Genomic DNA, 24,222 nt, shown 5'->3' on the forward strand with positions numbered 1-24,222 from the left:
GAACCTCAGAGCTTGATCTCGATGTTGACATCGGCAGGAAGGTCGAGGCGCATCAGCGAGTCGACGGCCTTGGGCGTCGGGTCGATGATGTCGATGAGGCGCTTGTGGGTGCGCATCTCGAAGTGCTCGCGGCTGTCCTTGTACTTGTGGGGCGACCGGATGACGCACACGACGTTCTTCTCGGTCGGCAGGGGAACCGGGCCCACCACGGTGGCGCCGGCACGGGTCACGGTGTCGACGATCTTGCGGGCCGACGAGTCGAGCCCAGCGTGGTCGTACGACTTCAGGCGAATGCGGATCTTCTGTCCCGCCATTGTCTGCTCTCTCTCTTTCTCGCGTCTTACCCGACCTGGGGCATTGGACGCACGGTGGCGCTATCGCGCCCTGGCACTTCCCCTCGCTCGCGCGAGGGATGCTGCACCCTGTTCAGCTGTCAAACCGGAAGACTCGGCATCCGGCCCGCCCCTCGCACGCACGCGCACGAATCCCACAAGGGGATGAAGGGGTTTCGGTGTGTGTTCTGCTGCCCGCGGCCCAGGACCCTGCGCTCTCGCGCCGCCTGTGCACTGCCCTGACAGTGATCCTGGCGCGCGCCGAGCGCGCACCGGAATGTGGAACTGGACTAGTCTACGTACGCCCCGGGCATGTCGCAAACCCGGGCGTGTCGCGCGCGGCTGATCCTCAGTAAAACCCCCGCCGACAGCAGCGGCGCCGCCCCCGAAACAGGGAGCGGCGCCGATGACTTCGCCTCTGGTCACACGTTTCCGATGTGCTTGTCCACGTTCGCGCGCGTCTCGTCGACCTTCGCGTGATGTTCCGCCGGAACGATCTTCTTGATCGCGTCGGCCGCTCCGTCGAGCACCTTGTCGCTGACCTCTTCGGCCTTCTCACTCTTGAGCGCCTCTTCGATCTTGTCGCGGTTCTCGTCGAGGAGCTTCTTGCCCTTGGCGATGATGTCGTCCACTCCCATGTGCGTCTCCTTCGCAGACTCGGTCGGCTGGCACGCCGACCCCGGTTCGATTCTGACCGCGGGGTAGCGGCAACCGAAACCCCCGCGGGCGTCGGGTGCGACTGGTGTAGAGCACATCCGGGAACGACAAAGGCCGGGCCCGAAGGCCCGGCCTGTGCCGAGTGAAGTCTGGAAGGACTTACTTGAGGATCTTGGTGACGGTACCGGCACCGACGGTGCGGCCACCCTCACGGATCGCGTAGCCGAGGCCCTCTTCCATGGCGATCGGCTGGATGAGCTCGACCGACATCTCCGTGGTGTCACCGGGCATGACCATCTCGGTGCCCTCGGGCAGCGTGATGACGCCGGTCACGTCGGTGGTGCGGAAGTAGAACTGCGGGCGGTAGTTCGTGAAGAACGGGTTGTGGCGGCCGCCCTCTTCCTTGGACAGGATGTACGCCGTGCCCTCGAAGTTGGTGTGCGGGGTGACCGAACCGGGCTTGACGACGACCTGGCCGCGCTCGACGTCGTCACGCTTGGTGCCGCGAAGGAGCAGACCGCAGTTCTCGCCGGCCCAGGCCTCGTCGAGCTGCTTGTGGAACATCTCGATACCGGTGACCGTGGTCTTCTGCGTCGGGCGGATGCCGACGATCTCGACCTCGGAGTTGATCGCGAGGGTACCGCGCTCGGCGCGGCCGGTGACGACCGTGCCACGACCGGTGATCGTGAAGACGTCCTCGATGGGCATGAGGAAGGGCTTGTCCTTGTCACGCACCGGGTCGGGGATCGACTCGTCGACGGCTTCCATGAGCTCGACGATGGCGTTGACCCACTGCTCGTCACCCTCGAGAGCCTTCAGGCCCGAGACGCGAACGACGGGGGCGTTGTCGCCGTCGAAGTCCTGCGACGACAGCAGCTCGCGAACCTCGAGCTCGACGAGCTCCAGGATCTCCTCGTCGTCGACCATGTCGCTCTTGTTCAGCGCGACGAGCAGGTAGGGAACGCCGACCTGCTTGGCGAGCAGAACGTGCTCACGGGTCTGAGCCATCGGACCGTCGGTGGCGGCGACCACGAGGATCGCGCCGTCCATCTGAGCGGCACCGGTGATCATGTTCTTGATGTAGTCGGCGTGACCGGGCGCGTCGACGTGAGCGTAGTGACGCTTCGGGGTCTCGTACTCGACGTGCGAGATGTTGATCGTAATACCGCGCTGACGCTCTTCCGGCGCCGAGTCGATCGACGCGAAGTCACGCTGAACGTTGGTGGCCGACGGGAACTTGTCGGCGAGCACCTTCGAGATGGCAGCGGTGAGCGTGGTCTTGCCGTGGTCGACGTGACCGATCGTTCCGATGTTCACGTGCGGCTTGGTCCGCTCGAACTTGGCCTTAGCCACTGGGTCCTCCTCAGGACGTTGGTTGCGAGGTCTCGGGCACTGGATTGCGACCGGTTCTTCGCGGGGATGGTTCTCAGATTACTAGAGAGTCGGTATTCAGTTTGAGCGGATGCCGGGAACCTGAGCAGAACCCGGGGTTCCCGGCATCCGTGAGAGCGGTTTTACTCGCCCTTGTTCTTCTGGATGATCTCGTCGGCGACAGCCTTCGGGACATCGGCGTAGCTGTCGAACTCCATGGAGTAGACGGCACGGCCAGAGGTCTTCGAGCGCAGGTCGCCGATGTAGCCGAACATCTCGGACAGCGGCACGTTGGCCCGGACGACCTTGACGCCGGCGGCGTCTTCCATCGACTGGATCTGGCCACGACGCGAGTTCAGGTCGCCGATGACGTCGCCCATGTATTCCTCGGGAGTACGGACCTCGACGGCCATGATCGGCTCGAGGATCGTGGGGTTCGCCTTGCGGACGGCCTCTTTGAAGCCCATCGAGCCGGCGATCTTGAACGCCATTTCGGACGAGTCGACGTCGTGCGAAGCGCCGTCGAGGAGGATCGCCTTGACGCCCACCATGGGGTAGCCGGCGAGCACGCCGACGTTCATGGCGTCCTGGAAGCCCTGGTCGGTCGGCGAGATGTACTCGCGCGGGATGCGACCACCGGTGACCTTGTTCTCGAACTCGTAGGTCTTGTCGGCCGTGACCTCGAGAGGCTCGATCGCGAACTGGATCTTCGCGAACTGACCCGAACCACCGGTCTGCTTCTTGTGGGTGTAGTCGTGACGCTCGACCGACTTGCGGATGGTCTCGCGGTACGCCACCTGGGGCTTTCCGACGTTGGCCTCGACCTTGAACTCGCGCTTCATGCGATCGACCAGGATGTCGAGGTGGAGCTCGCCCATGCCCTTGATGACGGTCTGACCGGTCTCGGAGTTCTGCTCGACGCGGAACGTCGGGTCCTCTTCGGCGAGCTTCTGGATGGCGACACCCAGCTTCTCCTGGTCGGCCTTGGTCTTGGGCTCGATGGCGACCTCGATGACCGGCTCCGGGAACGTCATCGATTCGAGGACGACCTGGTTCTGCGGGTCGCAGAGGGTGTCACCGGTGGTGGTGTCCTTCAGACCGATGACCGCGTAGATGTGGCCAGCGGTGACGGAGTCGACCGGCATCTCCTTGTTGGCGTGCATCTGGAAGATCTTCCCGATGCGCTCCTTCTTGCCCTTGGTCGCGTTGACGACCTGAGCACCGGAGTCGAGGTGACCCGAGTACACGCGGATGTACGTGAGGCGACCGAAGAACGGGTGCGTCACGATCTTGAACGCGAGAGCCGCGAAGGGCTCCTCACGGTCGGCGTGGCGCTCGATGACGATCTCTTCGTCCTTGGGGTCGTGCGCCTCGATGGCGGGCACGTCCAGGGGCGAGGGCAGGTAGTCCACGACCGCGTCGAGCATGGGCTGCACGCCGCGGTTCTTGAACGCCGAACCGCAGAGCACCGGGTAGAGCTCCGAGTTGATCGTCATCTTGCGGATGGCGCCCTTGATCTCGGCGACCGTGAGCTCCTCACCGCCGAAGAACTTCTCGAGGAGGGCGTCGTCGGACTCGGCGACGGTCTCCAGGAGCTGCTGGCGGTACTCGGCGGCCTTGTCGGCGAGGTCGGCCGGGATCTCCTGGATCTCGTACTTCGCGCCCATGGTCACGTCACCCTTGGCGTCGCCGGGCCAGACCAGTGCGCGCATCTCGACCAGGTCGATGACGCCGACGAAGTCGTTCTCGGCACCGATGGGCAGCTGGATGACCAGCGGCTTGGCCTTCAGGCGGTTGACGATGGTGTCGACCGTGAAGTAGAAGTCGGCGCCCAGCTTGTCCATCTTGTTGACGAAGCAGATGCGGGGGACGTCGTACTTGTCAGCCTGACGCCACACCGTCTCGGACTGGGGCTCGACGCCCTCCTTGCCGTCGAAGACGGCGACCGCGCCATCGAGCACGCGCAGCGAGCGCTCGACCTCGACCGTGAAGTCGACGTGGCCGGGGGTGTCGATGATGTTGATCTGGTTCTTGTCCCAGAAGCAGGTCACAGCAGCGGAGGTGATCGTAATGCCACGCTCCTGCTCCTGCTCCATCCAGTCGGTCGTAGCCGCACCATCGTGCGTCTCGCCGATCTTGTGGTTGACGCCCGTGTAGAACAGGATGCGCTCGGTCGTCGTGGTCTTGCCGGCATCGATGTGGGCCATGATGCCGATGTTGCGGACCTTATGAAGGTCGGTGAGCACGTCTTGTGCCACGGGTGTCTTCCTTACCTGTTGGGAGGTTGATGCCGGGCCCATCGGAGGGTCCGCGACCGGGGTCGGTCACGGGCCCTCCGCGGGTTTTACCAGCGGTAGTGCGCGAAGGCGCGGTTCGACTCGGCCATCTTGTGGGTGTCCTCGCGGCGCTTGACCGCGGCACCGAGGCCGTTCGAGGCGTCGAGGATCTCGTTCTGCAGACGCTCGGTCATCGTCTTCTCACGACGACCCTTGGCGTAGCTCACGAGCCAGCGCAGCGCGAGGGTGTTCGCGCGGTGCGGCTTGACCTCGACGGGAACCTGGTAGGTCGAGCCACCGACGCGGCGGCTCTTGACCTCGAGGGTGGGACGGACGTTGTCGAGCGCCTTCTTCAGCGTGGCGACGGCGTCCTGGCTGTTCTTCGCCTCGACACCCTTGAGGGCGTCGTAGACGATCGACTCGGCGATGGACTTCTTGCCGTCGACGAGGATCTTGTTGACCAGCTGGGTGACGACGGGAGCGCCGTAAACCGGGTCGTTGACGACGGGACGCTTCGGGGCAGGACCCTTACGAGGCATGTTTCTCAGCCCTTCTTCGCGCCGTAGCGGCTACGAGCCTGCTTACGGTTCTTGACAGCCTGGGTGTCGAGCGCACCGCGGACGATCTTGTAACGGACACCGGGGAGGTCCTTGACGCGACCACCGCGGACGAGCACGAGCGAGTGCTCCTGCAGGTTGTGGCCCTCGCCGGGGATGTAGGCGGTGACCTCGGTGCCGTTGCGCAGCTTGACGCGGGCGACCTTGCGCATCGCCGAGTTCGGCTTCTTGGGGGTCGTGGTGTACACGCGAGTGCACACGCCGGCCTGCTGGGGGTTCGACTTCAGCGCGGGAGCCTTGGTCTTCGAGACCTTCGGCGAGCGGCCCTTGCGAACCAACTGCTGAATGGTTGGCACGTTCTCTCCTTGATTGGCTGGGCGTTCCTCGCGGTGGCGCCCAGGGTGCTGCACGGTGACAGCGTCGTGTCTCCCCCGTCATGTCGCTCATCTTGCGATTCGTGACGTGTCGGGCTCACGTGTGATCCACCGCGCGACAGAATGATCTAGCGCGATTCGTGGTGGATATGCCGTGGGGGCGACCTGTTCGCAGGCCGATCCCTGAGATGGTGCGAGCGTTGATCCGAGCGACTCACCCGAGGGCACGACGCACGGCGCGCGTGAACGCACACCCGGTCAATGATACGCGTTCCCCGGGACGCGGGCAAACGTGTGCGGGACCAGTCACTGGGAGTCTCCCGGATGCCGCGTTCGTCATCCGAGCAGCAGCAGCGCTGCCCCGATGGCTGACGCGACGAGCACGACGACGATCACCGCCGCGAGCACGATCACGCGGGCCGCGCCCCGGCGCGCCCGGGGGCGGACCGCCGCGGCATCCTCGGATGACGGAGCGCGGACGACGCGGGCACGCTCGACGCGTGCGGGCCCCTCGTGACGGGCACCGTACGACTCACGACTCAGGGCGTCGGGGACGCGTGCTTGCCGGACGGCTCCCTCTCCGACGGGGCCGTCTGCGGCCTCGGCGACTTCTCGGCGACGGCGGCGGGAACCCGATGCCGTGTCGTCGTCTGGCACCGGGACGGGCCGTGCGCGCGTGGCCTCGTCGACGGCGGGTTCCGCCGAAGGCCGGCGGCGGGTGGTCTCGTCGACCTCGGTGCCCCCTCCCCCGCCCGCGGGACGTCGACGGGTCTCTTCGTCAGGGGCGGAGGTGGCGAGCGAGCTGGTCGGAACGGGGGGCGCCGCGCTCCGAGGAGCGGTCGTACCCACCTCCTCGTCGACGAAGACGTCTGCCACCGGTGTCCCCGCGGGCATCGGGCGGGGGGAGAGGGCACCGTCGTGAGGCGTGTCGATGCGCGAGATCACGGTCTCGTCGTCGGAGACGTCGACCCGGGAAAGCAACGTGTCGTCCTCCGGCACGATACGACGCGAGATCACCGTCTCGTCCGCGGGAGCGTCGGTCCCGGAGACGGTCTCGTCGTCCGCAGCGTCCCGGCGCGTCAGGATCGTCTCATCATCGACCTCGTCGTCCTCGACGGCGGGCGGCGTCGGCCAGGCCCGCAGGCGACCCGCCCAGAGGGTCACCTCGTCGGGATCCTCGGCGCGGTCGTACGGGCCGCTCACGCGTCGCTCCGCGAGAGGCGCACCTCCGCGTCACCGAGGAAGAAGCGCTCACCGGCTTCGATCTCCTCGCCGGGAGGCGCCTCGACCTCGGTGCCCATGAGCGTGGCGAACAGCACGCCGTTCGTGGAGTGCAGGTCGGTGACGTACCAGGTGTCACCGCGAAGCTCGAGTCGCGCGTGGGTCTTCGAGACCGTTCGCGTCTCGTCCGAGATCGGGACGAGCTGCGCGTCGGGGTACGCGGAGTCGGGGCCCGGGCGACGACCCAGGATGACGACAGCAGAGGTGAGGTCGATCGGCGTCCCGCTCGGAGGCACGAGCGCCCACGGAATGCGTTTGCGCCGCGTGACGACGGTTCGGTCGAGAGCGTCGAAGTCCTCATCGGCCGCGACCGAGGGGACCTCGGGCTGCGTGTAGAGCGCGGACACCGAGGTGCGGGCGGAGCGCGGGGAGCCGGCATCCGGGGCCTCCGCCACGGCGGAGACCGCCTCGGACAACTCGGGGAACTCGTCGATGGTCGCTGCCACCGAGGGATGGGGAGCCGGAACGGCGTCGGGCGCGGGCCGGGTGAGGGGCACATCCGCTATGGGTGCGGGACCGGCATCAGCCGTCGTGCGACGCGGTGGGTTCGCCCAGGGCGCGACGACGTCGGAATCCTCCTCGGCGTCCTCGGCGGGCAGCTCGGAGGACGCCCGCGCCTCGGGGACCGCAGGGGGCGCCACGGGAGGCGCCCAGATCGGCGCGGGAGCCGCCGCGGAGGGCGCATCGAGAACGTGGGGGCGCGGGGGCTCCGACGCAGCGGGCGCAGCGGGACGGTGGTCGTCCTCGGGGGACCCGTCGCGGAGGGCGTCGAGCACGGCGAAGACCGAGGTGGCCGGAGCGACATCCCGTGACTCGGCGCGATGCTCTTCGTCGGCCCGAGCCCGCTCGGGGGCGGGAGGCGGGACGTGCGCCGGAGGAGCCCAGTCGCTCGACGAGGGCACGGCGTCCGCGAGGGAGGGGGAGGGCGCGGCGAAGGGGACGGCGACCGGCGCGGACACGGGCGCGAGCGGTGGAAGGGGGGCGGCGGCATCCGGAGACGAGTGCTCGGGAACCTGCTCGGGTGTCCATCCGCCGATCAGCGGCACATAGGGACCCTCGTAGTCCTTGCCGCGTCGGACGGGCGCGGAGTTCTCGTCGGGGAGTGCGGTGCGGCGTTCCCCGTGCCAGCGCGCGGAGCCGAAGCCCAGGATGCTCGCCCACACGACCGGGAAGAGGGCGCCCACGACGGTGAGACCGGCCCCGACACCGAAGCCGGTGTTGATGCGGTGGACCGCGACGATGAACACCGCGACGAAGGCGACGAAGCCGAAGATCGGAACGAAGTTCAGCAGGACCAGCCACGGTGAGAACCCGCCGGCTTTGAGCACGGTCGCCACGTTCAGGACCGGAACCCAGGCCTTCCAGGCGGGTTCGCCGATCTTGCGGAAGAGCGCCGCGAGGGCGATCGCGAGCCAGACGTACAGCACGACGACGAGAGCGAACGAGGTCGCCCCGAGAACCACCATGGTCGAATCGGTCATGTCGTGTCGCGATCCACCAGGGCGGTGGAGCGCTTCCCCCTCTCGTCGCGGTGCGGCGACCCCCGCCGCGAGGGGCGTGGGGCGAGGAACCGCAGGAACGATCTCAACGATACGGCCGCGCGCAGGCGCCGCCAGAAACCCCGCTGACGGGCCAGCGCGCGTCGTTCTTCGTCGACGATGCTCCAGAAGGCCCCGACCTCCTCGGGGTCGACGTCCTCGGACGAGAACACCGCGCGGTCCGCTCCATCCGCCAGGACGGTCCCGGAGGCAGTGGCGAAGGCCTCGGCCACCTCGCGTCGGGTCGGTGCGCGCGGAACGGTGCGTCCCGCGTCGATCCCCGCATCGACGTACTCGTCCCAGCCTCCGGCGATCGCCGAACGGGGATCCGGATCCCGGCGACGTCCACGGCGGCGGAGAGCCTTGGCGATCACGACGGCGAAGAAGGGGCCGAAGAGGACGAGCAGGATCAGCAGCGAGATGCCCGCGATACGCAGGCTCGCCCACAGCCAAGCCAGGTCTACGCCGTCGTCGACGCGCGGATCGTCGTTGGTGGAGTTGTCCTCCTGCACCGGCTCGGGAGGCACGACCTCCTCGACGGTATCGGGGCGGACCTCGGTGACGTTCTCGGGATCCTGCTGCTGGGTGACCTCGAGGCTCGGCGACTGCTCCCACTGGGGGGTCACATCGACGGGCGCCCACCGCCCATCGGAACCCTGAACCTCCGTCCACGCCGTCAGGTCGCGTGCCCGGCACTCCCCCGACTCGCACGTGGCGAGGTTCGGATCGCTGGAGACCAGCCGCGTCCCCACCACGACGCGGGCGGGGAAGCCCAGCTCGTGAGCGATCAGGGCCGTGGCGACGGCGAACTGCTCGTCGTCGCCGACGGCCGCGACGAAGTTGCCCGAGGCGGCGGCACGGGGGTCGTCCTCTCGCTCCAGCAACCGCTCGAACATGCGGTCAATGCGCGCCAGCGAGTGACCGGAGGCACTGGGTTGCAGCTGGTAGCCCGACAGGGCGGAGGCCCACTTCGGCGTCGGCCCTCCCTCCGGCGCCAGGCTGTGGCTGAGGTATCCGCGCTGGCGGAGCATCTGAACGAGGCTCTGGAGCGCCGCCCCGTCGTTGCCGGTCGCGTGCTCCTGAACCCAGCGGCGAAGGTTGTCGCCGCCCGCGATCCCGTCGCCCGCACCGGGCGGGGTCATCGAGGCGAGGTCGACGGGGGCGGGCTCGACGGCGTCGAGCCGGTAGCGGTCACCCGCGACGAGTCCACCGTCGGCCGTCTGCACTCCCGCGTCAGCGTCGGAGCTGTAGTAGAAGCGGTCGGCGAGGACGCCACGACGGTCCCCCTCGAACGTCGCCGAAGCGAGGCTGCCGGCCGTCGGCATCCAGATGCCCCCCAGATCGACGATCTCGATGTCCGCCTCGACGGGGCGTCCCTCCCCCGCATCCCGCGTCGACGGCAGGCGCACGAAGCCTGCACCCTCGTCACCCGACGCGCGAAAGATTTCGCCGTCGTAGGTGTCGAGGGTGGCGATCCGGATGCGATCGGGCTCGGCACCCGTACCGCCGACCCGGAAGAGCACCTCGTCTGATCGCGCGTCGGAGAACATCGAGCGGTACTGCGAGAGCGGGCTCACGGCCTCGGCGATCAGCCGCTCGGGCCCCGCCGCCGATCTGAGCACCTGACGGTCGGCGTTCCGAGCAGCCGCGGGCACAACGGCGACGGTGACGGCCACGGCGACGAGGAGCATCGCCGCGCCGAGCACCAGCCTGCGGCGATCCGCCCGCGAACGGCCCGGCGCGACGGGAACGGCCGAGACGTCGCTCGCCCGGCGCAGGGCGCGTCCGCGTTCGTCCTGCGCGCGCCACGCCAACCACAGCACCGCTGTCAGGAGAGCGCCGATCCCGATGGCGGTCTCTGCGGGGGCCGGGAGGTCGACCGGCCCGATCGACAGGGGCGCGCTCGTCGACGCGCGTCCGAAGAACAGCCCGAAGCCGGTCATGCCGAGACCGCCGACGACCGCGAACGGCGCCCAGCGATCGCCCCGGATGGCGAGAGCGGCGGTGACGGCCGTGCCGACGAGGAAGATCACGAGCGCGGGGATCAGCAGGTTGCGGTAGGCCCCGACCGGCAGATCGACGGTGACGAGGTCTTTCCACGCGACGACGACCCCGGCGAAGGACTCCCCGAGCCCGCGCAGGACGTCGAGGGGAGACGTCAGACGCGACGGAACGGCGAGCGGTACCGCCAAGACGGTGAAGGCCCCCAGCAGACTCGCGGCGAGGGTCCAGCCGCTCCATCGGCGCCACGACACGACGCCGACGACGGCACCCGCGACCACGACCGAGACGATCACGAGCAGAAGGAAAGACCACGACGCGTAGACCGGCCACGCGGCAATGGTGGCGAGGACGACGGACACCGCCGTGTAGATGGCGGCGGCCGCGTACCGCGGCAGGTTGGTCTCGCGGCGACGGGCTGTCGCGCGCGAGCTCCGACGATCGCTCATGAGGTCGCTCCCCGGACCAGGAGACCCGAGAGGTCGTCGAGGGTGCCGATCGTCAGCACCGTCAGTCCCGCGATGTTCTGCATCCTCGGGTGGGCGCGCTCGTCGCAGATGACGGCGGCGACCGCGGTGTCGGCGGGGAAGGCGAGGGCAGCCTGACGCAGGCGGGTGAGAGGGACGGTCGCGCCGACGACCACGAACGCGATCGAGAGACGTTCGTTCGCCTCGGATGCCAGACGGCAGACGTCTTCGACGGGCATCGTGTTCTCGTGTCGATCGATGGCGCTGAAGCCGTCGAGCATCGTGCGCGGTGCGACGACCGGGATGTGACGGATAGCGCGCAGGCGCCCCTTGACGACCCGCGGGATCTCCGACCCCGTGACGATGTCGATATCGCGCGCGTCACGGACGGCGCGCAGACCGAGCGAGGCTGCGGCCGAGACGGCGAGCTCGTACTCGTCGGCATCCGTGTACTCCTGTGTCGCCGCGGCGAGTACGACGGCCATGCGCGAGCGTCGGGATTCCTCGTACTGCCGCACCATGAGTCGACCCGTCTTGGCCGTCGACTTCCAGTGCACCTGACGGCGCGAGTCGCCGGGGACGTACTCGCGGATCGCGTGGAAGGACATGTCCGCATCGACGAGGCGGCGGGTGGCATTGCCCTCGAGGTCGCGGACGAGACCGGCGCTCGTGGAGGGGAGCCCCACCGTGCGAGGGTGCACGAAGAGATCGTGGACGTCGTCGAAGGCGTGCTCGCGCCGGAGGAGCCCCACCGGGTCGCTGCGCACCGTCGTCACGGGGCCGACGCGGACGACGCCGCGCGGTAGCGGCGGGATCTCGAGCGGCTCGGCGGAGCTCTGCCCGGGGCGGAGGAACGGCACACCGAACTCCACGAGGCCACGACCCACGGGGATGTCGAGGCGACCGGGCAGGGCGGGTCGCGAACTCTCGTTGCGCACGACGATCTCGCCCGTGACGCCGTTGCCCGCCGTCACGCGCTCGTGATCGAGCGCCAGGTCGACCTCGTACGCCCGAGCACCGAAGAGGAAGGGCACGCTCATGACCAGCAGCAGCAGGGCCGCGCTTCCGGCGACCATCCACTCGACCCACCCGAACAGCACCCCGAAGAGCAGGCCGATGGTGGCGGCGACCACGACCACCGCTCCCGCGGGGCGTACCGTTCTGCCGGCCCATCTCACGGCGGCGGAGATGGCCTCGATCGTGACACGCCACCATTCGGCGACCTGGACCACCGCGCGCACGATGCGACGTTGTCGACGCACCGCGGTCGAGGTGACGGAGGTGCGCGAACCGGTCGCCATGGTGCCCGCGGAGGTCCGCGTGAGACGCGACTCGGTCAGATTCAGATCGGGCACGGCTCACCCCCCGAGCGGGGCGCGGCGGCCACGGGACGAAGCATCGTCAGGCGCTCTCGCGCTGCGAGGGCGGCTGGGTGTCGAGCAGGACCTGGCCGATGACGGCCTCCTGGGTGACACCGTCGAACTCGGCCTCGGGGTGCAGGATGAGGCGATGCGCAAGCACGGCGACGGCGAGAGCCTTGACGTCGTCGGGCGTCGCGTAGGTGCGCCCCTGCGACGCCGCGCGAGCGCGGGTGGCTCGCGTGAGGGCGAGAGCCCCGCGGATGCTCACACCGAGGCGGACCTCATCGGCCGTGCGGGTGGCATCCACGAGACGGGCGATGTAGTCGAGGACGAGGGCGTCCACGTAGACGGATGCCGCGAGGTCGGCCATCCCGACGAGGGCCTGAGGCGTGATGATCGCACGCAGTTCCGCCGTGGCCACCGGCGCTCCGTCGAGGATCCGGACGGTCGCCGCGTGGTCGGGGTAGCCGAGGGAGGTGCGCAGCAGGAAGCGGTCGAGCTGAGCCTCGGGGAGACGGTAGGTGCCGGCCTGCTCGACGGGGTTCTGCGTGGCCAGCACGAGGAAGGGCACACCGACCTCCCGCGAGACGCCGTCGATGGTGACCTTGCCCTCTTCCATGACCTCGAGCAGAGCCGACTGCGTCTTCGGGCTCGCACGGTTGATCTCGTCGGCGAGGACGATGTTGGCGAAGATCGGGCCGGTGTGGAACTCGAAGGTTCCCGTCTTTTGGTCGTACACGGTGATGCCCGTGATGTCGCCCGGAAGCAGATCGGGGGTGAACTGGATGCGCGTGTTGGTGCCCTGGACGGACGACGCGACGGCGCGGGCGAGCGAGGTCTTGCCGGTACCCGGGACGTCCTCGAGCAGGACGTGGCCGTCGCTGAGCATGGCGGTGAGCACCAGTTCGACCACGTGCCGCTTGCCGAGGACGGCGCGCTCGACGTTGTCGGCGATCTGCGAGAAGGTCTGGGAGAACCAGGTGGCCTGCTCCTGGGTGATCGTCATGTCGGAATCCTTCGGTGGGCGAGAACGGGAAAGGGGCTGCCGGGAGGGCTCAGGACGAGGGGTTCGTTGTCGGGGTGCCGGGCTTGCACTCGCCGCCGAAGTCGTCGGACGCGGAGTCGAGGTTCCACCCCTGAGCGGACCAGTCGACGGTGACGCGGATGCGATCGACACGGGTGGCACCCACCGGAACGGCCGTTGCTGCTGCGCCTTCGGCTCGCGGCAACTGCGCGTTGTTCTTGTCGAAGTAGCGCGCGTTGTCGTAGTTGAAGGTGACCTTGGCTTTGTCGTTGCTCGACGAGCCACTGGCGCTGAGCGTCTTGCCACCCTCGCAGCTCGCGACCTTCCACGAGGCCAGGACCTGGTAGGGGGCGCTTCCGCTCGCAGGTGTCACGGGGGCGTACTCCGACTGAGTCCCCCAGAGGTCGTGCTGGAAGTAGACCTGGATCCTGGGGTCGCTGTCGAAGATCGAAGGGTTCGGCCAGTTGACGTACTTGACGCTGTTGTACCGCGGGGGCGGATTGCCTTCGTTGATACGGTCGACGCGCCAGCGTGCGGTGTTGTCGCCACCGATGTCGGCCCTCGACCCGACGCGGAAGGTGTAGCCCTTGGGGGCCGCCTTGCTCTGCTCGGCGTTGATCTGCTTGTCCTGGCTCACCGATCCGTAGGCGCGGCCGTTGAACCACGACTCGGCGCACATGGTGAACGTGTAGGTCTCGCCGTCGCCGAGGGTCGTGAACTTCTGGGTGTCGCCGCCGCTACGCGGGACGCAGGGAAGACCCTTCTGGACGATGTTGAAGCGCACCTCGGAATCGGTGCCGTTCTGCTGCGCGGTCGCACGGGCATCCACGGTCGACGTGCCGTTGCCGTTCGACGTCGAGGTCAGCGTGAGGTTCGGATTGGTCGGTGCACCGACGCCGTGCGCGGTGCCGGTGTACACGTTCCCGGCCGTCGCACCGCCGAGCCCCGGAGGCACGGTGAAGCGGGAGATCGGCGTGACGGTGACCTGCGTCGCCGCATTCGAGCCGACGCGGAACCGCGCCACCTGCACGACGTCCTGGTTGCGTCCGACGCTCACCTGGATCTTGTCGCCCGCGGCGCTGGCGATCTCGAGCGTGCCGGTCTCAGCGCTGTCGACATCCTTGATGACGAGGTCGGCGAGGTTTCCCTCTCCCCCGGTCTGCGTGGGCGTGAAATCCATTCCCTTCGGGGCGTTCGGGGGTCGGTACGCCCATCCGGTCGTACGCACGGCCATCTTGGATTCGCCGACGCTGTTCACCGCGTTCACGACGTATTCGCGCTGCTCGCCGTTGGGCGCCGCGATGGGCGGGCAGCTGCCATCGGCGCCGCACTGGCCCACGACAGCGCCGTTGTAGCGCACCGTGAAGCCCGAGATGGCGGGATAGGCGCGTCGCGCCTCGCCGGGGTCGACGCGGAGCGTGACCGAGCCGTCGGCGTACGCCGTCTGGCGCACGCTCCCCGGCGGGCGCGGGAATCCGAGCAGGTCGAGCACGACGCGCGCGTCGCGCGTCGAGGCCGTCGTGCGGCCCTGCGCGTCGCGGAGCGTGACGCTCGCGCTACAGGTGGCACCGGGAGCATCGTCGCTCCACGAAGCCACCACGCTCGAGGTCGAGGCCACGCCGAAAGTGACGCCGGCGCACGCCGCGGTCGGTCGCACGTCGACGACCTCGAGGGGCGTGCGCGGCAGCGGGTTGACCTCGCCGCTGGTTCCGATCACATCGATCGAACAGCTGGTTCCGCTGGCTTGAGAACACTGCCTCGAGGTCGTCCCACCCTGCGGCAGGGTCGACGGGGCCGCGCCCACACGCAGCACGAGTCGCGCCGGAGCGACCGCGTTGTGGCTGGTGACCGAGATGATCGCGGCGTTCTCGGTGCCCGGCACCGAACGGTCGTTACCGGTGACCGTGACGATCGACCCGTCCAGCGAGACGCTGAAGGCAGATCCGCCGTAATCGAGGGCGTAGCGGATGCCGTTCCAATCCTCGCGCCCGAGCTGCCAGCTGGTCATGTTGCGCAGATCGAACGTGGCGGTCTCACCCGGGCCGACCGTCAGGGCGGCGGGCTTGAGCTCGGGCTGCGGATCGCGGGCGACGATGCCGATGGGAACGGAGACCACCGTCCACTCCTCGGTGCCCGCGATGCGCACCGGCACCTGGCACGCGTCGGTGTAGGGGGATCCGGCCCCGGCGTCGTAACGAACGGTCGTCCCCGACACCGAGCACCGGCCCTCGGCGCGGACGCCCGTCGCGGACACGTCGGTCCCCACCTCGAGGGTGGCTCGGCGCGGGAGGGCGACGAGGTTCGCCATGTCGAAGTCGACCGACGCCAACTCATCGACGCGCTGCGCTGCGCCCGGGCGCAACGAGAGGCTGAGATCGTCGTCTCCGGGGACACGCAGGAAGGCGTACGTGGTCACGTCGGTGTCGCCCACGCGGCCGGTGACGGCGAACGGGATGACACGACGAGTGGCGGGCAGGGTGCCCGAGATCTGCCGGCCGCTCAGAGTGACGTCGGTGGGCTGGCCCCACAGCGACACGCCGAGGTCGGCGACCTCTCCGCCGGACCACGTGGCTTTACCCGCGAGCACGTCGATACCGGTCGTGAAATCGTCACGGTTCTCAACGGTCAGCACGGTGTCGGTGACGACCGGGTAGTCGGGGACGTTCTCGCGCACGACCTTGACGACGATGAGTCCGCGGCCCGTGTTACCCGAGTCGGATGCCACGTCGTAGAGGAACGACATCGTTCCCGGCTGTTCGCCGGCTTCGATCACCACGCCGGTGTCGGACACCGAGTCGATGTAGCCCTTCAAGCGCGCGTACTCGGGGTTGTCGCTTTCGTCCACGAGCTTCTCAGGCAGGTCGGGACGTACACCGGTGAGGGTGAGGCGGCCCTGCGTGGGATCGATGTCGTTTGCCAAGGGGCTCACACGGATCGTGCGATCGACGCCGGCCTGGACCTGCACGTAGTCGGTGAAGGTGATGGGGCTGGGGTTCGCCTCGGCGTCCAGCACACCGATACGAACGGTGCCCTCGCCCGTCGCGCCCGAGGAATCGGACACGCGGTAACGGAACGAGACCTGGCCGCGGTCACCGGGCACCGACGAGTACAGGATGCTGGAGCCGTCGGCGGAGATGGATGCCGTACCCCTGTTCGGCTGCGCGACGATCCTGTCGAGCGTGACGGCGTCGCCGTCGGGGTCGACCCCGAACCCGTGGAAGTCGATCGAGGTGGTGCCGCCGCTGAGAACCCGTCCCTCGAGGGTGTCGGGCAGCGGCGCGCGGTTGGCCTCTCCGCCCAGGACGGTGATGTGCACCGTCGCTTCATCCCACAGGGCAGGAGTACCCGTCGTGTAGACGCGGTACGTCACTTCGTACGAGCCCGCCGTGGTGGGGGCGAGGTAGCGGAGCACACCCCCGGAGGTGAAGGCGAGGGCATCGCTCGCCGGTTGGGTCTGCACGCTCGAAGGATCGAGGGTCGGGCGTCCCCCCGCGGGCGAGATGTCGTTGTCCAGGACGGGGATGTCGATCTGAGCTCCGACGCGGACCGTGACGTTGTCGTCCACCGCGATCGGGGCGATCTCGGGCGCGGGCGGCAGAAGGTACACCGTCGCCTCGCCGGCCACGCGCGAACCCTCGTCGTCCGTCCCGTCGCTCACCGTGTAGGCGACGGTTCCGAGCAGCCCGGCCGAGCCGTCGGCGGTGCTTCCCGACACGCGCAGGTCGTTCTGTCCCACGGTGTCCACCGTGAGCGAGGCGCCCTCTTGAGCGTTCGCCGCCACGTCGCTGAGCAGCAGCACACGGCCGGTCGGGTTGGACACGGCGCTGAAGACGTCGAGCGTCGCGTCTTCCTGCGGCCGGACGAAGGCCACCACCGGCGAGGTCGCGAGCTGGGCGGGAGCGTCGGCGGGGAGAAGCGTGATGCGCGCCGTGCCCGTCGCGTCGCGGCCACCGCCGTTGACCGTGAAGTCGACGCGATACACGCCGGGCTGGTTCGCCGCGAAGTCGAAGGTGGTGGTGCCGCCGACGGCCGTCGCCGTGGCCGCCGCGTCGTCGAGGACGCGCACCGAGGTGAGGCTGACGTTTCCGGCCGTGCCCGTCACGTGCGGGCCCACATCGACCGCGACGGTGGATCCGACGGTGTCGATCCTCGCGAACGACTGCACCGCGAGCGTGGGGTCGGGTGCCACCCGGATCACGAGGGGTTTCGTCGTCACCGCGCCCTGGGTGTCGGCGACCGTGACGTCGAGCTGGATGTTCTGCTCGCCGCCGGAGCCGTCGTCGGCGTGCTGGTAGACCACGTCACCGCCGGGCGTCGCGGCGACCGTGCCGACGCCGCCGGGGTTGTCGACCGAGAGCAGCAGCAGCGGGTCGCCGTCGGGGTCCACCCAGCCGGGGAGCACGGGGACCGTGATCGTGCCGCCGCGGGCGACCTCAGGGGTCGGCCACGGCTGCAGGCACTTGTCGACGCCGCACCAGACGGGCGCCGCGTTGGACTGCGAAGGCGAGACCGTGAGCGTCACCGTGGCCGGCGCGGAATTGAGCCCGTCGGCGGCGGTGCCGTCGGTCACGGCGTACGAGAACGTCGCGCTGCCGGTCGCGCCCGGAGCGACCCGCACCGCGAGACGCTGACCGGAATCGGTGACGGTGAGGCTGCCGAAACCCGGATCCAGGCCGGTGACGCTCTCGGAGATGATGCTGAGGACGTCCTCGTTGGGGTCGTGATCGTTCAGAAGGACGGGCAGCGTCGTGAGCCGACCGGGCCGGACCCCGAACGCGTCGGGCTCGGCGATGGGCGGCTTGGGGTCGAGCACCACGCTGAGCTTCTCGTCGCTTTGGACAGCCGTCTGCTCGGTGCGATCGTCGAGCGACCAGTTCTGGCTCGAAGCGACGAGCGCACCGTCGGGAACAGTCCACACCCATCCCGTGCGCGTCTCGTTGAGGATCACCGCGTGATCGGTGGCCACGAAGACCGGTCGACGCTGGTCGGGCATGCTCGCCCCGCCGTAATCGAGATTCGTCTCGCCCTGGTCGGAGCGCCAGAGGGTTCCGCGCGCATCACCGGGAAGGAGCCAAGCGGCGTAGGCGACCCCCTGATGCGAGAGGGGGCGCGCGGGCTGACCGAGCACGTTGCCGCCGCCGCCGACCTCGCGCCTCGGCTCGGAGCCGTCGGCAGGGATGCTCCAGAGCGACTGGTCGTCCGCCACGTATACCGCGCGCGCGTCGGCGTCGGCGTCGGCCACCACGAGCTGGTCCGCCGCCTCGATGGTGACGGGATCCTCTCCGCGAACCCACACGCGTCCGGCCTCGGCATCGACGAGGACCCAGGTGTCTCCGGCGGCGGACAGCACGGGTGCGGCCACGTCCGCGTCGAGGGCGTCCCGCCCCCGCAGTTCGTCTGCCTCGATGTCGTAACGAATGACGGAGCCGTCGGCGGACGAGTACGCGAAGAGCATGCCGCGGGCATCGAGGGCGATGGCATCCGCGGTGTACGAGGGGGCGTTCTCGTCCTGCGAGGTGTCGAAGGGGTCGAGCTCGGTGGGCTTCTGCCCCGCCTGGCTCAGTCGGCTCGCGAACAGGGTGCCCGTGTCGGTGCGATAGACCGCGTAGTCGCCCGCCGTGGCCACGGAGGTCGTGCCCGGCGGCGTGTCGGGGGCGGCCTCGAGCTGGTCCTCGGAGAGATCGACGGGCTGCGCCTCGTTGATGCGGGTGAGCTTGCTGAAGCTGTCCGTGAAGAGATAGGCGCCGTCACCGCTCTGCGCGACCTGGCTGGGGTTGCCGGCGGTGCGCACCGTGTCGAGCTCGCCGACGGTGGTGTTCACGCGTGCGTAGCGCTGACCGTCGCCGGTCTGCAGTGCCCACACCGACGTGTCGACCTCGGGGGTCTGCTGGGCGTCGAGCCCGGGCCACACGATGCTCGCGGTGATGACCAATGCCCCTGCGGCCAGGGTCGAGGCCAGACCCACGATGGTCCTGCGCTTCACCGGAGCACCCCCGTCGCGAACAGCGCCGCCACGACGACGGCTCCGGCGGTCACGAGGGTGGCCGACGCCAGTATCCACGGCAGTGCCCTGGATCCGCTCGAGACCGGCGTGGCGATGTCGGTGTCTTCGTCTCGGACGTAGCCCGCCATGCCGGACGTTCCACGGAGCTTGCGCGCCCCCTCGCGCTCGATGCGCGACCGCGCAGGACCGCGAAGAGTTCCGTCGGAGAAATCGACCGACCGAGCGGCCGGCGCCCACTCCGCGGCGGGCACCTCGAGCGGCGTCGCGGGCAGGCCGCTCTCGACCTGCACCGCTTGAACGGCCTCGCCGAACTCGCGCGCGCTGGCGTAACGGTCGGCCGGGTTGCGCGACATCGACTTCGCGAGCACCGCCTGCAGCGAGGCCGGGACATCGCTGCGGGAGATGTCGGTGTACGTGGCGCGCGCGATCCGGCGGCGCAACTGCTCGCGCGAGTTCTGCCCCTTCTCGCGTCGCTCGAACGGGCTCTGTCCCGCGAGCAGCGAGTAGATCGTGGCGCCCAGGCTCCACACCTCGCTCGACACGGTACCCGCGGTCTGTTCGGCGACGACCTCGGGCGCACTCCACGGCACCGACATGGCGAGCATCTCGTCTGCTCCCTGTCGCACGAGGGAGGAGGAGATCCCGAAGTCGGCGAGCACCGGCGCCCCGAACGTCGTCACGAGGATGTTGCTGGGCTTCACGTCACGGTGGATGAGCCCGGCGTGGTGAGCCGACTCGAGGGCTCCCGACATGCGGACGCCGATCGACAGCACTTCGGCGACGGGGATGCGCTCGACGCGGTATCGCTGCGCGAGGGACCCCGGGCAGAACTCCATGACGATGTACGGTCGGCCATCGGCCGAGATCCCGGCCTGGTAGACGGTGACGATGGACGGGTGCGCCGACAGGTGCGCGAGAACGTCGGCCTCGGCGTTGAACATGCGCAACAGGTCGGCGTCGCGCACGTCGCTCGGGAGCACCTTGACCGCGACGTCACGACGCGGCATGTCCTGCCCGTACAGGAAGACATCGGCGAACCCGCCCGACCCCAAGGGCCGTATGTACGCCAGGCCCGGAAGAATGGGCGGCGAAGACGGCAGACGCTGCGGCATCGAGCCCCCTCCCCCGTGAGATTGTTCCGCGACTCGATAAGCGGACAACCCGTTGATGCTAACAAAAGCGCGGCACCTCGCCGTGCCCGTGTGGACAGAGCTTCAGGATGCCGGCGGCTCCGCGTCGCGCGGATCGAACGGCGCATCGAGGGATCGGGTGAGATCGTCGAGCAACGCGGCGATCTGCGGCTCCACGAACTCGGCCACCGCCGCCTGTATGCGCAGCCGGTGGTGGAGCAGGATCGTACAGACCTCGCGCCCGATCATGTTCGCGTAATCGTCGGCGAGACCGACCTCTTGGCGCAGGGCTGCCTTCGCGGCATCCGAGAGGGGAGGGAGTGCGGGGAGGGCGGCGTCTTCTTCTGCGGCGAGGCCCGACAGCGTGAAGAGGAACGGGGAGCCGGGCTCGGGGTCGGGGTCCAACGGCATCCCGTCGAACTCGGGTTCCAGGCCCTCCGCGGGACGGTAAGAGCGCCTCCGGTTTCGCTCAGCCTGCTGGTCGAGCTCGGCCTGGAGCATGGGGAGGTTGCGGGAGGTGTAGTCGGCGACGGCGTGATCGACGATGGTCTTCACGCGCGTCGACAGTCCGTGCTGCACGCCGTGCGGAACGTCGGACCCCAGACCCGCGGCCGACAGGACCGGGGAGCCGAAGCACCGACGGCACGGGGCGACTCGGCCACGATGGTTCGCGGGCTCCCACCGGGGCAGCCAACGCAGCCAGGCGTCCACCGCCTGACCGACCTGGCTCTCGAGCGACCGCTCCACGCCCCTACGCTAGCCCGACACGCCCGGGAACACGCGGATGCCCACGGACCCGCGCGTCACAATCGCGTCAAAGGTCGTCGGCGTCGTCTTCCCAGCGCCATCGCGGGCCGTTCGTCCGCGCCCGGACGAGCAGGATTCCGAACAGAGCCGCGAGCAACGCCGCGACGGCGACGACCGGACCCGGGAACCCGAGGGCGACACTGCCGGCCGCAGCGACACCGCGAGCCGGGTCGGCGCCGCTGACGAGGGCGCCGACGACGATCCCGAGCACCTCGCCCAGATAGGCGGAAATCGCGCAGGGGACGGCGATGAGGTAGCCGGGCGGATCGGCGCGAAGGCCCCAGCGCAGCGTCGCGGCGAAGGCCCCCAGAGCCAGGAGCTGACCGACCACGCCCGGGATGGCTCCGAGACCTCGGACGGGGATGACGTCGGCGTCGACGATCAGACTCGCCACCCCGAGACCCCCGATCGAGAGGGCGATGAAGACGACGGCCGCGAAGACGACAGCGACCGGCGGGGAAACCCCCGCCGGTCGCTGTTCGTTCGTCATGGACCCCGGTTCAGCGCTGCGAGAGCTGAGGACCGGCCTCCAGGGTGCGCTCGTACTCGCGCTGGGCCTCGGCGTTGATCTCGCTGACGCGCCGACCGCGCGCCGACACCCAGGATCCGAACCAGATGGTGAGTTCACGACCGAGGACGAAAGCCACGATCGCCAGGGGCGCGAGGACGTTGTTCTGCAGCAGATCGAAGGACTCACGGGCGGTGATCATCCAGAACGGGGCGGCGAAGAGGACACCGAGCAGATGCCCGGCCCACGCCACCACGCCGACGACGAGGCCCCAGACCACCCAGTGACCCCAGCGGCCTCGATTGATGAGCGCACCGAGGAACCAGAAACCGAGGTAGAAAGCCACGGTCGGAACCCACAGACCCCAGGTCGTGAGGGTCGAGAGAGCCGCCTGGCCGAGGTCGGCGGCCGCGAGCCTGCCGGTGAGCAGCGCCAGACCGAGGGTGGCGGCCAGGTAGAGCGCCGCGAAGACGAGGGCGGCGAGAAGGCCGATCGCGCCAGCCGCACCGCGGTTGTTCCGCGGACGAGGGGCTTCGGGGGCCTGGACGAAGATGGGCTGCGCACCGCCCACGACGCGAGTGGGCTCGTCGGTCACGGGCGTTGCCGTCGCCGCAGCGGCGGCGCCGGCACCGGCGGCCGCGGGGTATGCCGTGGTGCGCGCGTCGTCGTAGCGCGCGGTCGCGGCACCGTCGTCGGCTCGAGCGTCATCGTGACGCACGTCGTCGCGAGCCGGCTCCGCGGACGCGGCGTACGCGGCCCACCGGGCGTCCTCGTCGTCGAGGTCGACGGATCCGGTGGACGCCGAGGAGTCCTGGGGTGCCACGGGAGACGCGTCGTGCACGACCGGGGCGGTGTGCTCGCTCCGGGGCGTCTGCGACGTCCCGGATTCGTGCTCGCGCGCGTCGCGCTCGTCCCATGCGGCCTCGGCGGCGGCGGGGTCGACGGCGTCGCGGCGAGCGGCCTCGGCGTCGGCGAGGCCCTCGTGGGCTCGGCCGACGACATCCTGCGCTTCGTCCTTCGGCTCGACGACGGGGTCGCCGTACGAGTCCTTCGGTTCAGCGACGGGGTCGCCGTACGACTTGTTGTCGCTCATGGGGTCTCCTCACGCGGTGCTTGCGGCGCAAGGCTAACCCGGGTATGGCGCAGCATCGCGCAGGCGTGCCGCCGGATGTCTTTCTCGACCGTGTCGGTGGTGCGGCTTAGGGTGTTCCCATGCCCCGTCGTCTGCTCCGTCCGGCCGCAGCCGCGGCTTTCGCCGGCGCCGTGCTCCTCACTCTGACGGCCTGCGCCCCCTCCGAGGAGCAAGCCGCCCCCGCGCCGTCGACGTCCGTCGCGACCGAGAGCCCGACTCCGATCCCCACGATCACGCAGACGGCGCCCGCGGTACGTATTCCCGCCGACTGCCGCGCGATGCTCTCCGCCGATGTCCTGTCCCAGCTGGGCACCACGCCGCTGAACGACCCTTCGCTCGGGGCGTCGGGGGTGCAGTCGGACGGGTCGCTGATCTGCATCTGGCGCGATCCCGCCGCCGACACCACAGGACTCGTCACCCACATCTCGCGTATGGACCGCGGACCCGCCCTCGACATGCTCAACGGCCTGGTCGACACGCAGGGCTTCAGTTGCTACACCCCCGATGCGGGCACCCGCTGCGAGAAGACCTGGATCAATCCGACCTACCCGGTCAACGACGGGCGCACGCTGTACTGGCGCGACGGCGTGCTGATCGACACCCAGTACTCCAACCTGGCTCCCACCGGGTACACCGGGAGCATCATCGCCTCCGTGCTCGGCGGCTGAGCGCGAGTCGTCTCGGACCGCGTCACTCGCCGAAGAAGGCGTGGGATGCCACGATCGCGGCGTAGTCGTCCGGCATCCATCCCGAGAGTGTCGACGACACCCAGCGGTCCGCTCGCAGGTCGTGGACCTCGAGGAGCTCGCCGGCCGCCCTCTCGCAGTGGGTCGTGTCGGCCACGACGGAGCACGCGAAGCCTTGGGCGGCGAGCGTGGTGGTGACGGCCGCGGCGCCCTCGGGGGTGACGGTGGAAACGGTCGTCTCGATGAAGCGACCGGCTTCCCCTCGCCAGTGACACGTGACGACGACCGTCGGACCCGCTGCAGCCACGGCTTCGGGCGTCGAGGCGGGGGCCGTGTGCCGTTGCGACAGCAACGCCTGCGGCGACCACACCAACGACGACCACAACGGCTGGGAGTACAGGTGGCGGCAGTCGGCGGCCGGGGTGGGCGGAGGCGTATCGGCGACGACGTGCCTCCCGGTCGCGGCCCGCAGCGTGTCGCCCACGAAACCCACGGCCAGCGGCACGCCGGGAGCGGCGATCACCGCCAGGGCAGCCACGGCGGCCGCGCACAGCAGACCCGCCGGCCAAGCCAGCCACAGACTGCGTCCCCCGATGCGGGCCATGCGTTCCTCCACGACAACGGTAGGCGCACCGACGCCTTCGACCCGTTACCCGACACGCCGCGAGCACGACGAAGGCCCCCGGCGCGAGCCGGGGGCCTTCGAGGAACGGGAT

Annotated in this window: 18 protein-coding genes; 1 reads left to right on the plus strand and 17 read right to left on the minus strand. The window is 69.4% G+C overall.

Annotation, left to right across the window (positions count from 1 at the left end):
* Positions 1–5: 5 nt before the first annotated feature.
* The 16 genes from rpsJ to AB6V29_RS08025 form a co-directional block, all read right to left on the minus strand.
* Positions 6–314, minus strand: coding sequence for a 30S ribosomal protein S10 (rpsJ, locus tag AB6V29_RS07950; protein WP_013584016.1), 309 nt, complete (start codon positions 312–314; stop codon positions 6–8).
* Positions 315–754: 440 nt separating this feature from the next.
* Entirely contained in the window at positions 755–970 is a 216-nt protein-coding gene (locus tag AB6V29_RS07955; protein WP_369357945.1) for a hypothetical protein, read from the minus strand.
* A 178-nt stretch (positions 971–1,148) separates the two neighbouring features.
* On the minus strand, positions 1,149–2,342 hold the full coding sequence (tuf, locus tag AB6V29_RS07960; RefSeq protein ID WP_056226238.1) for an elongation factor Tu: 1,194 nt from the start codon (positions 2,340–2,342) through the stop codon (positions 1,149–1,151).
* A gap of 161 nt (positions 2,343–2,503) precedes the next feature.
* A complete protein-coding gene (fusA, locus tag AB6V29_RS07965) occupies positions 2,504–4,618 on the minus strand; it encodes an elongation factor G (RefSeq protein WP_210072348.1) in 2,115 nt (704 codons plus the stop codon).
* A gap of 86 nt (positions 4,619–4,704) precedes the next feature.
* A complete protein-coding gene (gene rpsG, locus AB6V29_RS07970) occupies positions 4,705–5,175 on the minus strand; it encodes a 30S ribosomal protein S7 (protein ID WP_013584050.1) in 471 nt (156 codons plus the stop codon).
* Positions 5,176–5,180: 5 nt separating this feature from the next.
* On the minus strand, positions 5,181–5,549 hold the full coding sequence (rpsL, locus tag AB6V29_RS07975; RefSeq protein ID WP_013584051.1) for a 30S ribosomal protein S12: 369 nt from the start codon (positions 5,547–5,549) through the stop codon (positions 5,181–5,183).
* 354 nt (positions 5,550–5,903) lie between these two features.
* A complete protein-coding gene (locus tag AB6V29_RS07980) occupies positions 5,904–6,770 on the minus strand; it encodes a hypothetical protein (RefSeq protein ID WP_369357946.1) in 867 nt (288 codons plus the stop codon).
* Positions 6,767–8,329, minus strand: a complete 1,563-nt coding sequence (locus tag AB6V29_RS07985) for a DUF5684 domain-containing protein (protein ID WP_267786095.1) — start codon at positions 8,327–8,329, stop codon at positions 6,767–6,769. Before AB6V29_RS07985 ends, AB6V29_RS07980 begins: the two co-directional genes overlap by 4 nt.
* Entirely contained in the window at positions 8,326–10,836 is a 2,511-nt protein-coding gene (locus AB6V29_RS07990) for a transglutaminase domain-containing protein (RefSeq protein WP_369357947.1), read from the minus strand. The genes AB6V29_RS07985 and AB6V29_RS07990 overlap by 4 nt, the downstream gene beginning before the upstream one ends.
* Positions 10,833–12,209, minus strand: coding sequence for a DUF58 domain-containing protein (locus AB6V29_RS07995; RefSeq protein ID WP_369357949.1), 1,377 nt, complete (start codon positions 12,207–12,209; stop codon positions 10,833–10,835). Before AB6V29_RS07995 ends, AB6V29_RS07990 begins: the two co-directional genes overlap by 4 nt.
* 46 nt (positions 12,210–12,255) lie before the next feature.
* Entirely contained in the window at positions 12,256–13,221 is a 966-nt protein-coding gene (locus tag AB6V29_RS08000) for a MoxR family ATPase (protein ID WP_103206788.1), read from the minus strand.
* A gap of 49 nt (positions 13,222–13,270) precedes the next feature.
* Complete coding sequence (locus tag AB6V29_RS08005) at positions 13,271–19,222, minus strand: Ig-like domain-containing protein (RefSeq protein WP_369357951.1); 5,952 nt, start codon at positions 19,220–19,222, stop codon at positions 13,271–13,273.
* Positions 19,219–20,355, minus strand: a complete 1,137-nt coding sequence (locus AB6V29_RS08010; protein ID WP_267786091.1) for a serine/threonine-protein kinase — start codon at positions 20,353–20,355, stop codon at positions 19,219–19,221. Before AB6V29_RS08010 ends, AB6V29_RS08005 begins: the two co-directional genes overlap by 4 nt.
* Before the next feature lie 102 nt (positions 20,356–20,457).
* Positions 20,458–21,120 carry a spermidine/putrescine ABC transporter substrate-binding protein gene (locus AB6V29_RS08015; RefSeq protein WP_210072354.1) on the minus strand — a complete coding sequence of 221 codons (663 nt, stop codon included), beginning with the start codon at positions 21,118–21,120 and terminating at the stop codon, positions 20,458–20,460.
* A 67-nt stretch (positions 21,121–21,187) separates the two neighbouring features.
* Positions 21,188–21,670, minus strand: coding sequence for a hypothetical protein (locus AB6V29_RS08020; protein ID WP_267786090.1), 483 nt, complete (start codon positions 21,668–21,670; stop codon positions 21,188–21,190).
* 10 nt (positions 21,671–21,680) lie between these two features.
* Positions 21,681–22,781 (minus strand): ABC transporter, encoded by a 1,101-nt coding sequence (locus tag AB6V29_RS08025; protein ID WP_369357954.1) that lies wholly within the window; start codon positions 22,779–22,781, stop codon positions 21,681–21,683.
* Positions 22,782–22,900: 119 nt separating this feature from the next.
* On the opposite strand from AB6V29_RS08025, the gene AB6V29_RS08030 reads away from it, so the two are divergent.
* Entirely contained in the window at positions 22,901–23,488 is a 588-nt protein-coding gene (locus AB6V29_RS08030; RefSeq protein WP_369357956.1) for a hypothetical protein, read from the plus strand.
* A 22-nt stretch (positions 23,489–23,510) separates the two neighbouring features.
* Here AB6V29_RS08030 and AB6V29_RS08035 read toward each other — a convergent pair whose 3' ends face one another.
* A complete protein-coding gene (locus tag AB6V29_RS08035) occupies positions 23,511–24,110 on the minus strand; it encodes a hypothetical protein (protein ID WP_307458635.1) in 600 nt (199 codons plus the stop codon).
* Positions 24,111–24,222: the final 112 nt, after the last annotated feature.

Source organism: Microbacterium sp. 20-116 (assembly GCF_041079415.1).
Classification (GTDB): Bacteria; Actinomycetota; Actinomycetes; order Actinomycetales; family Microbacteriaceae; genus Microbacterium.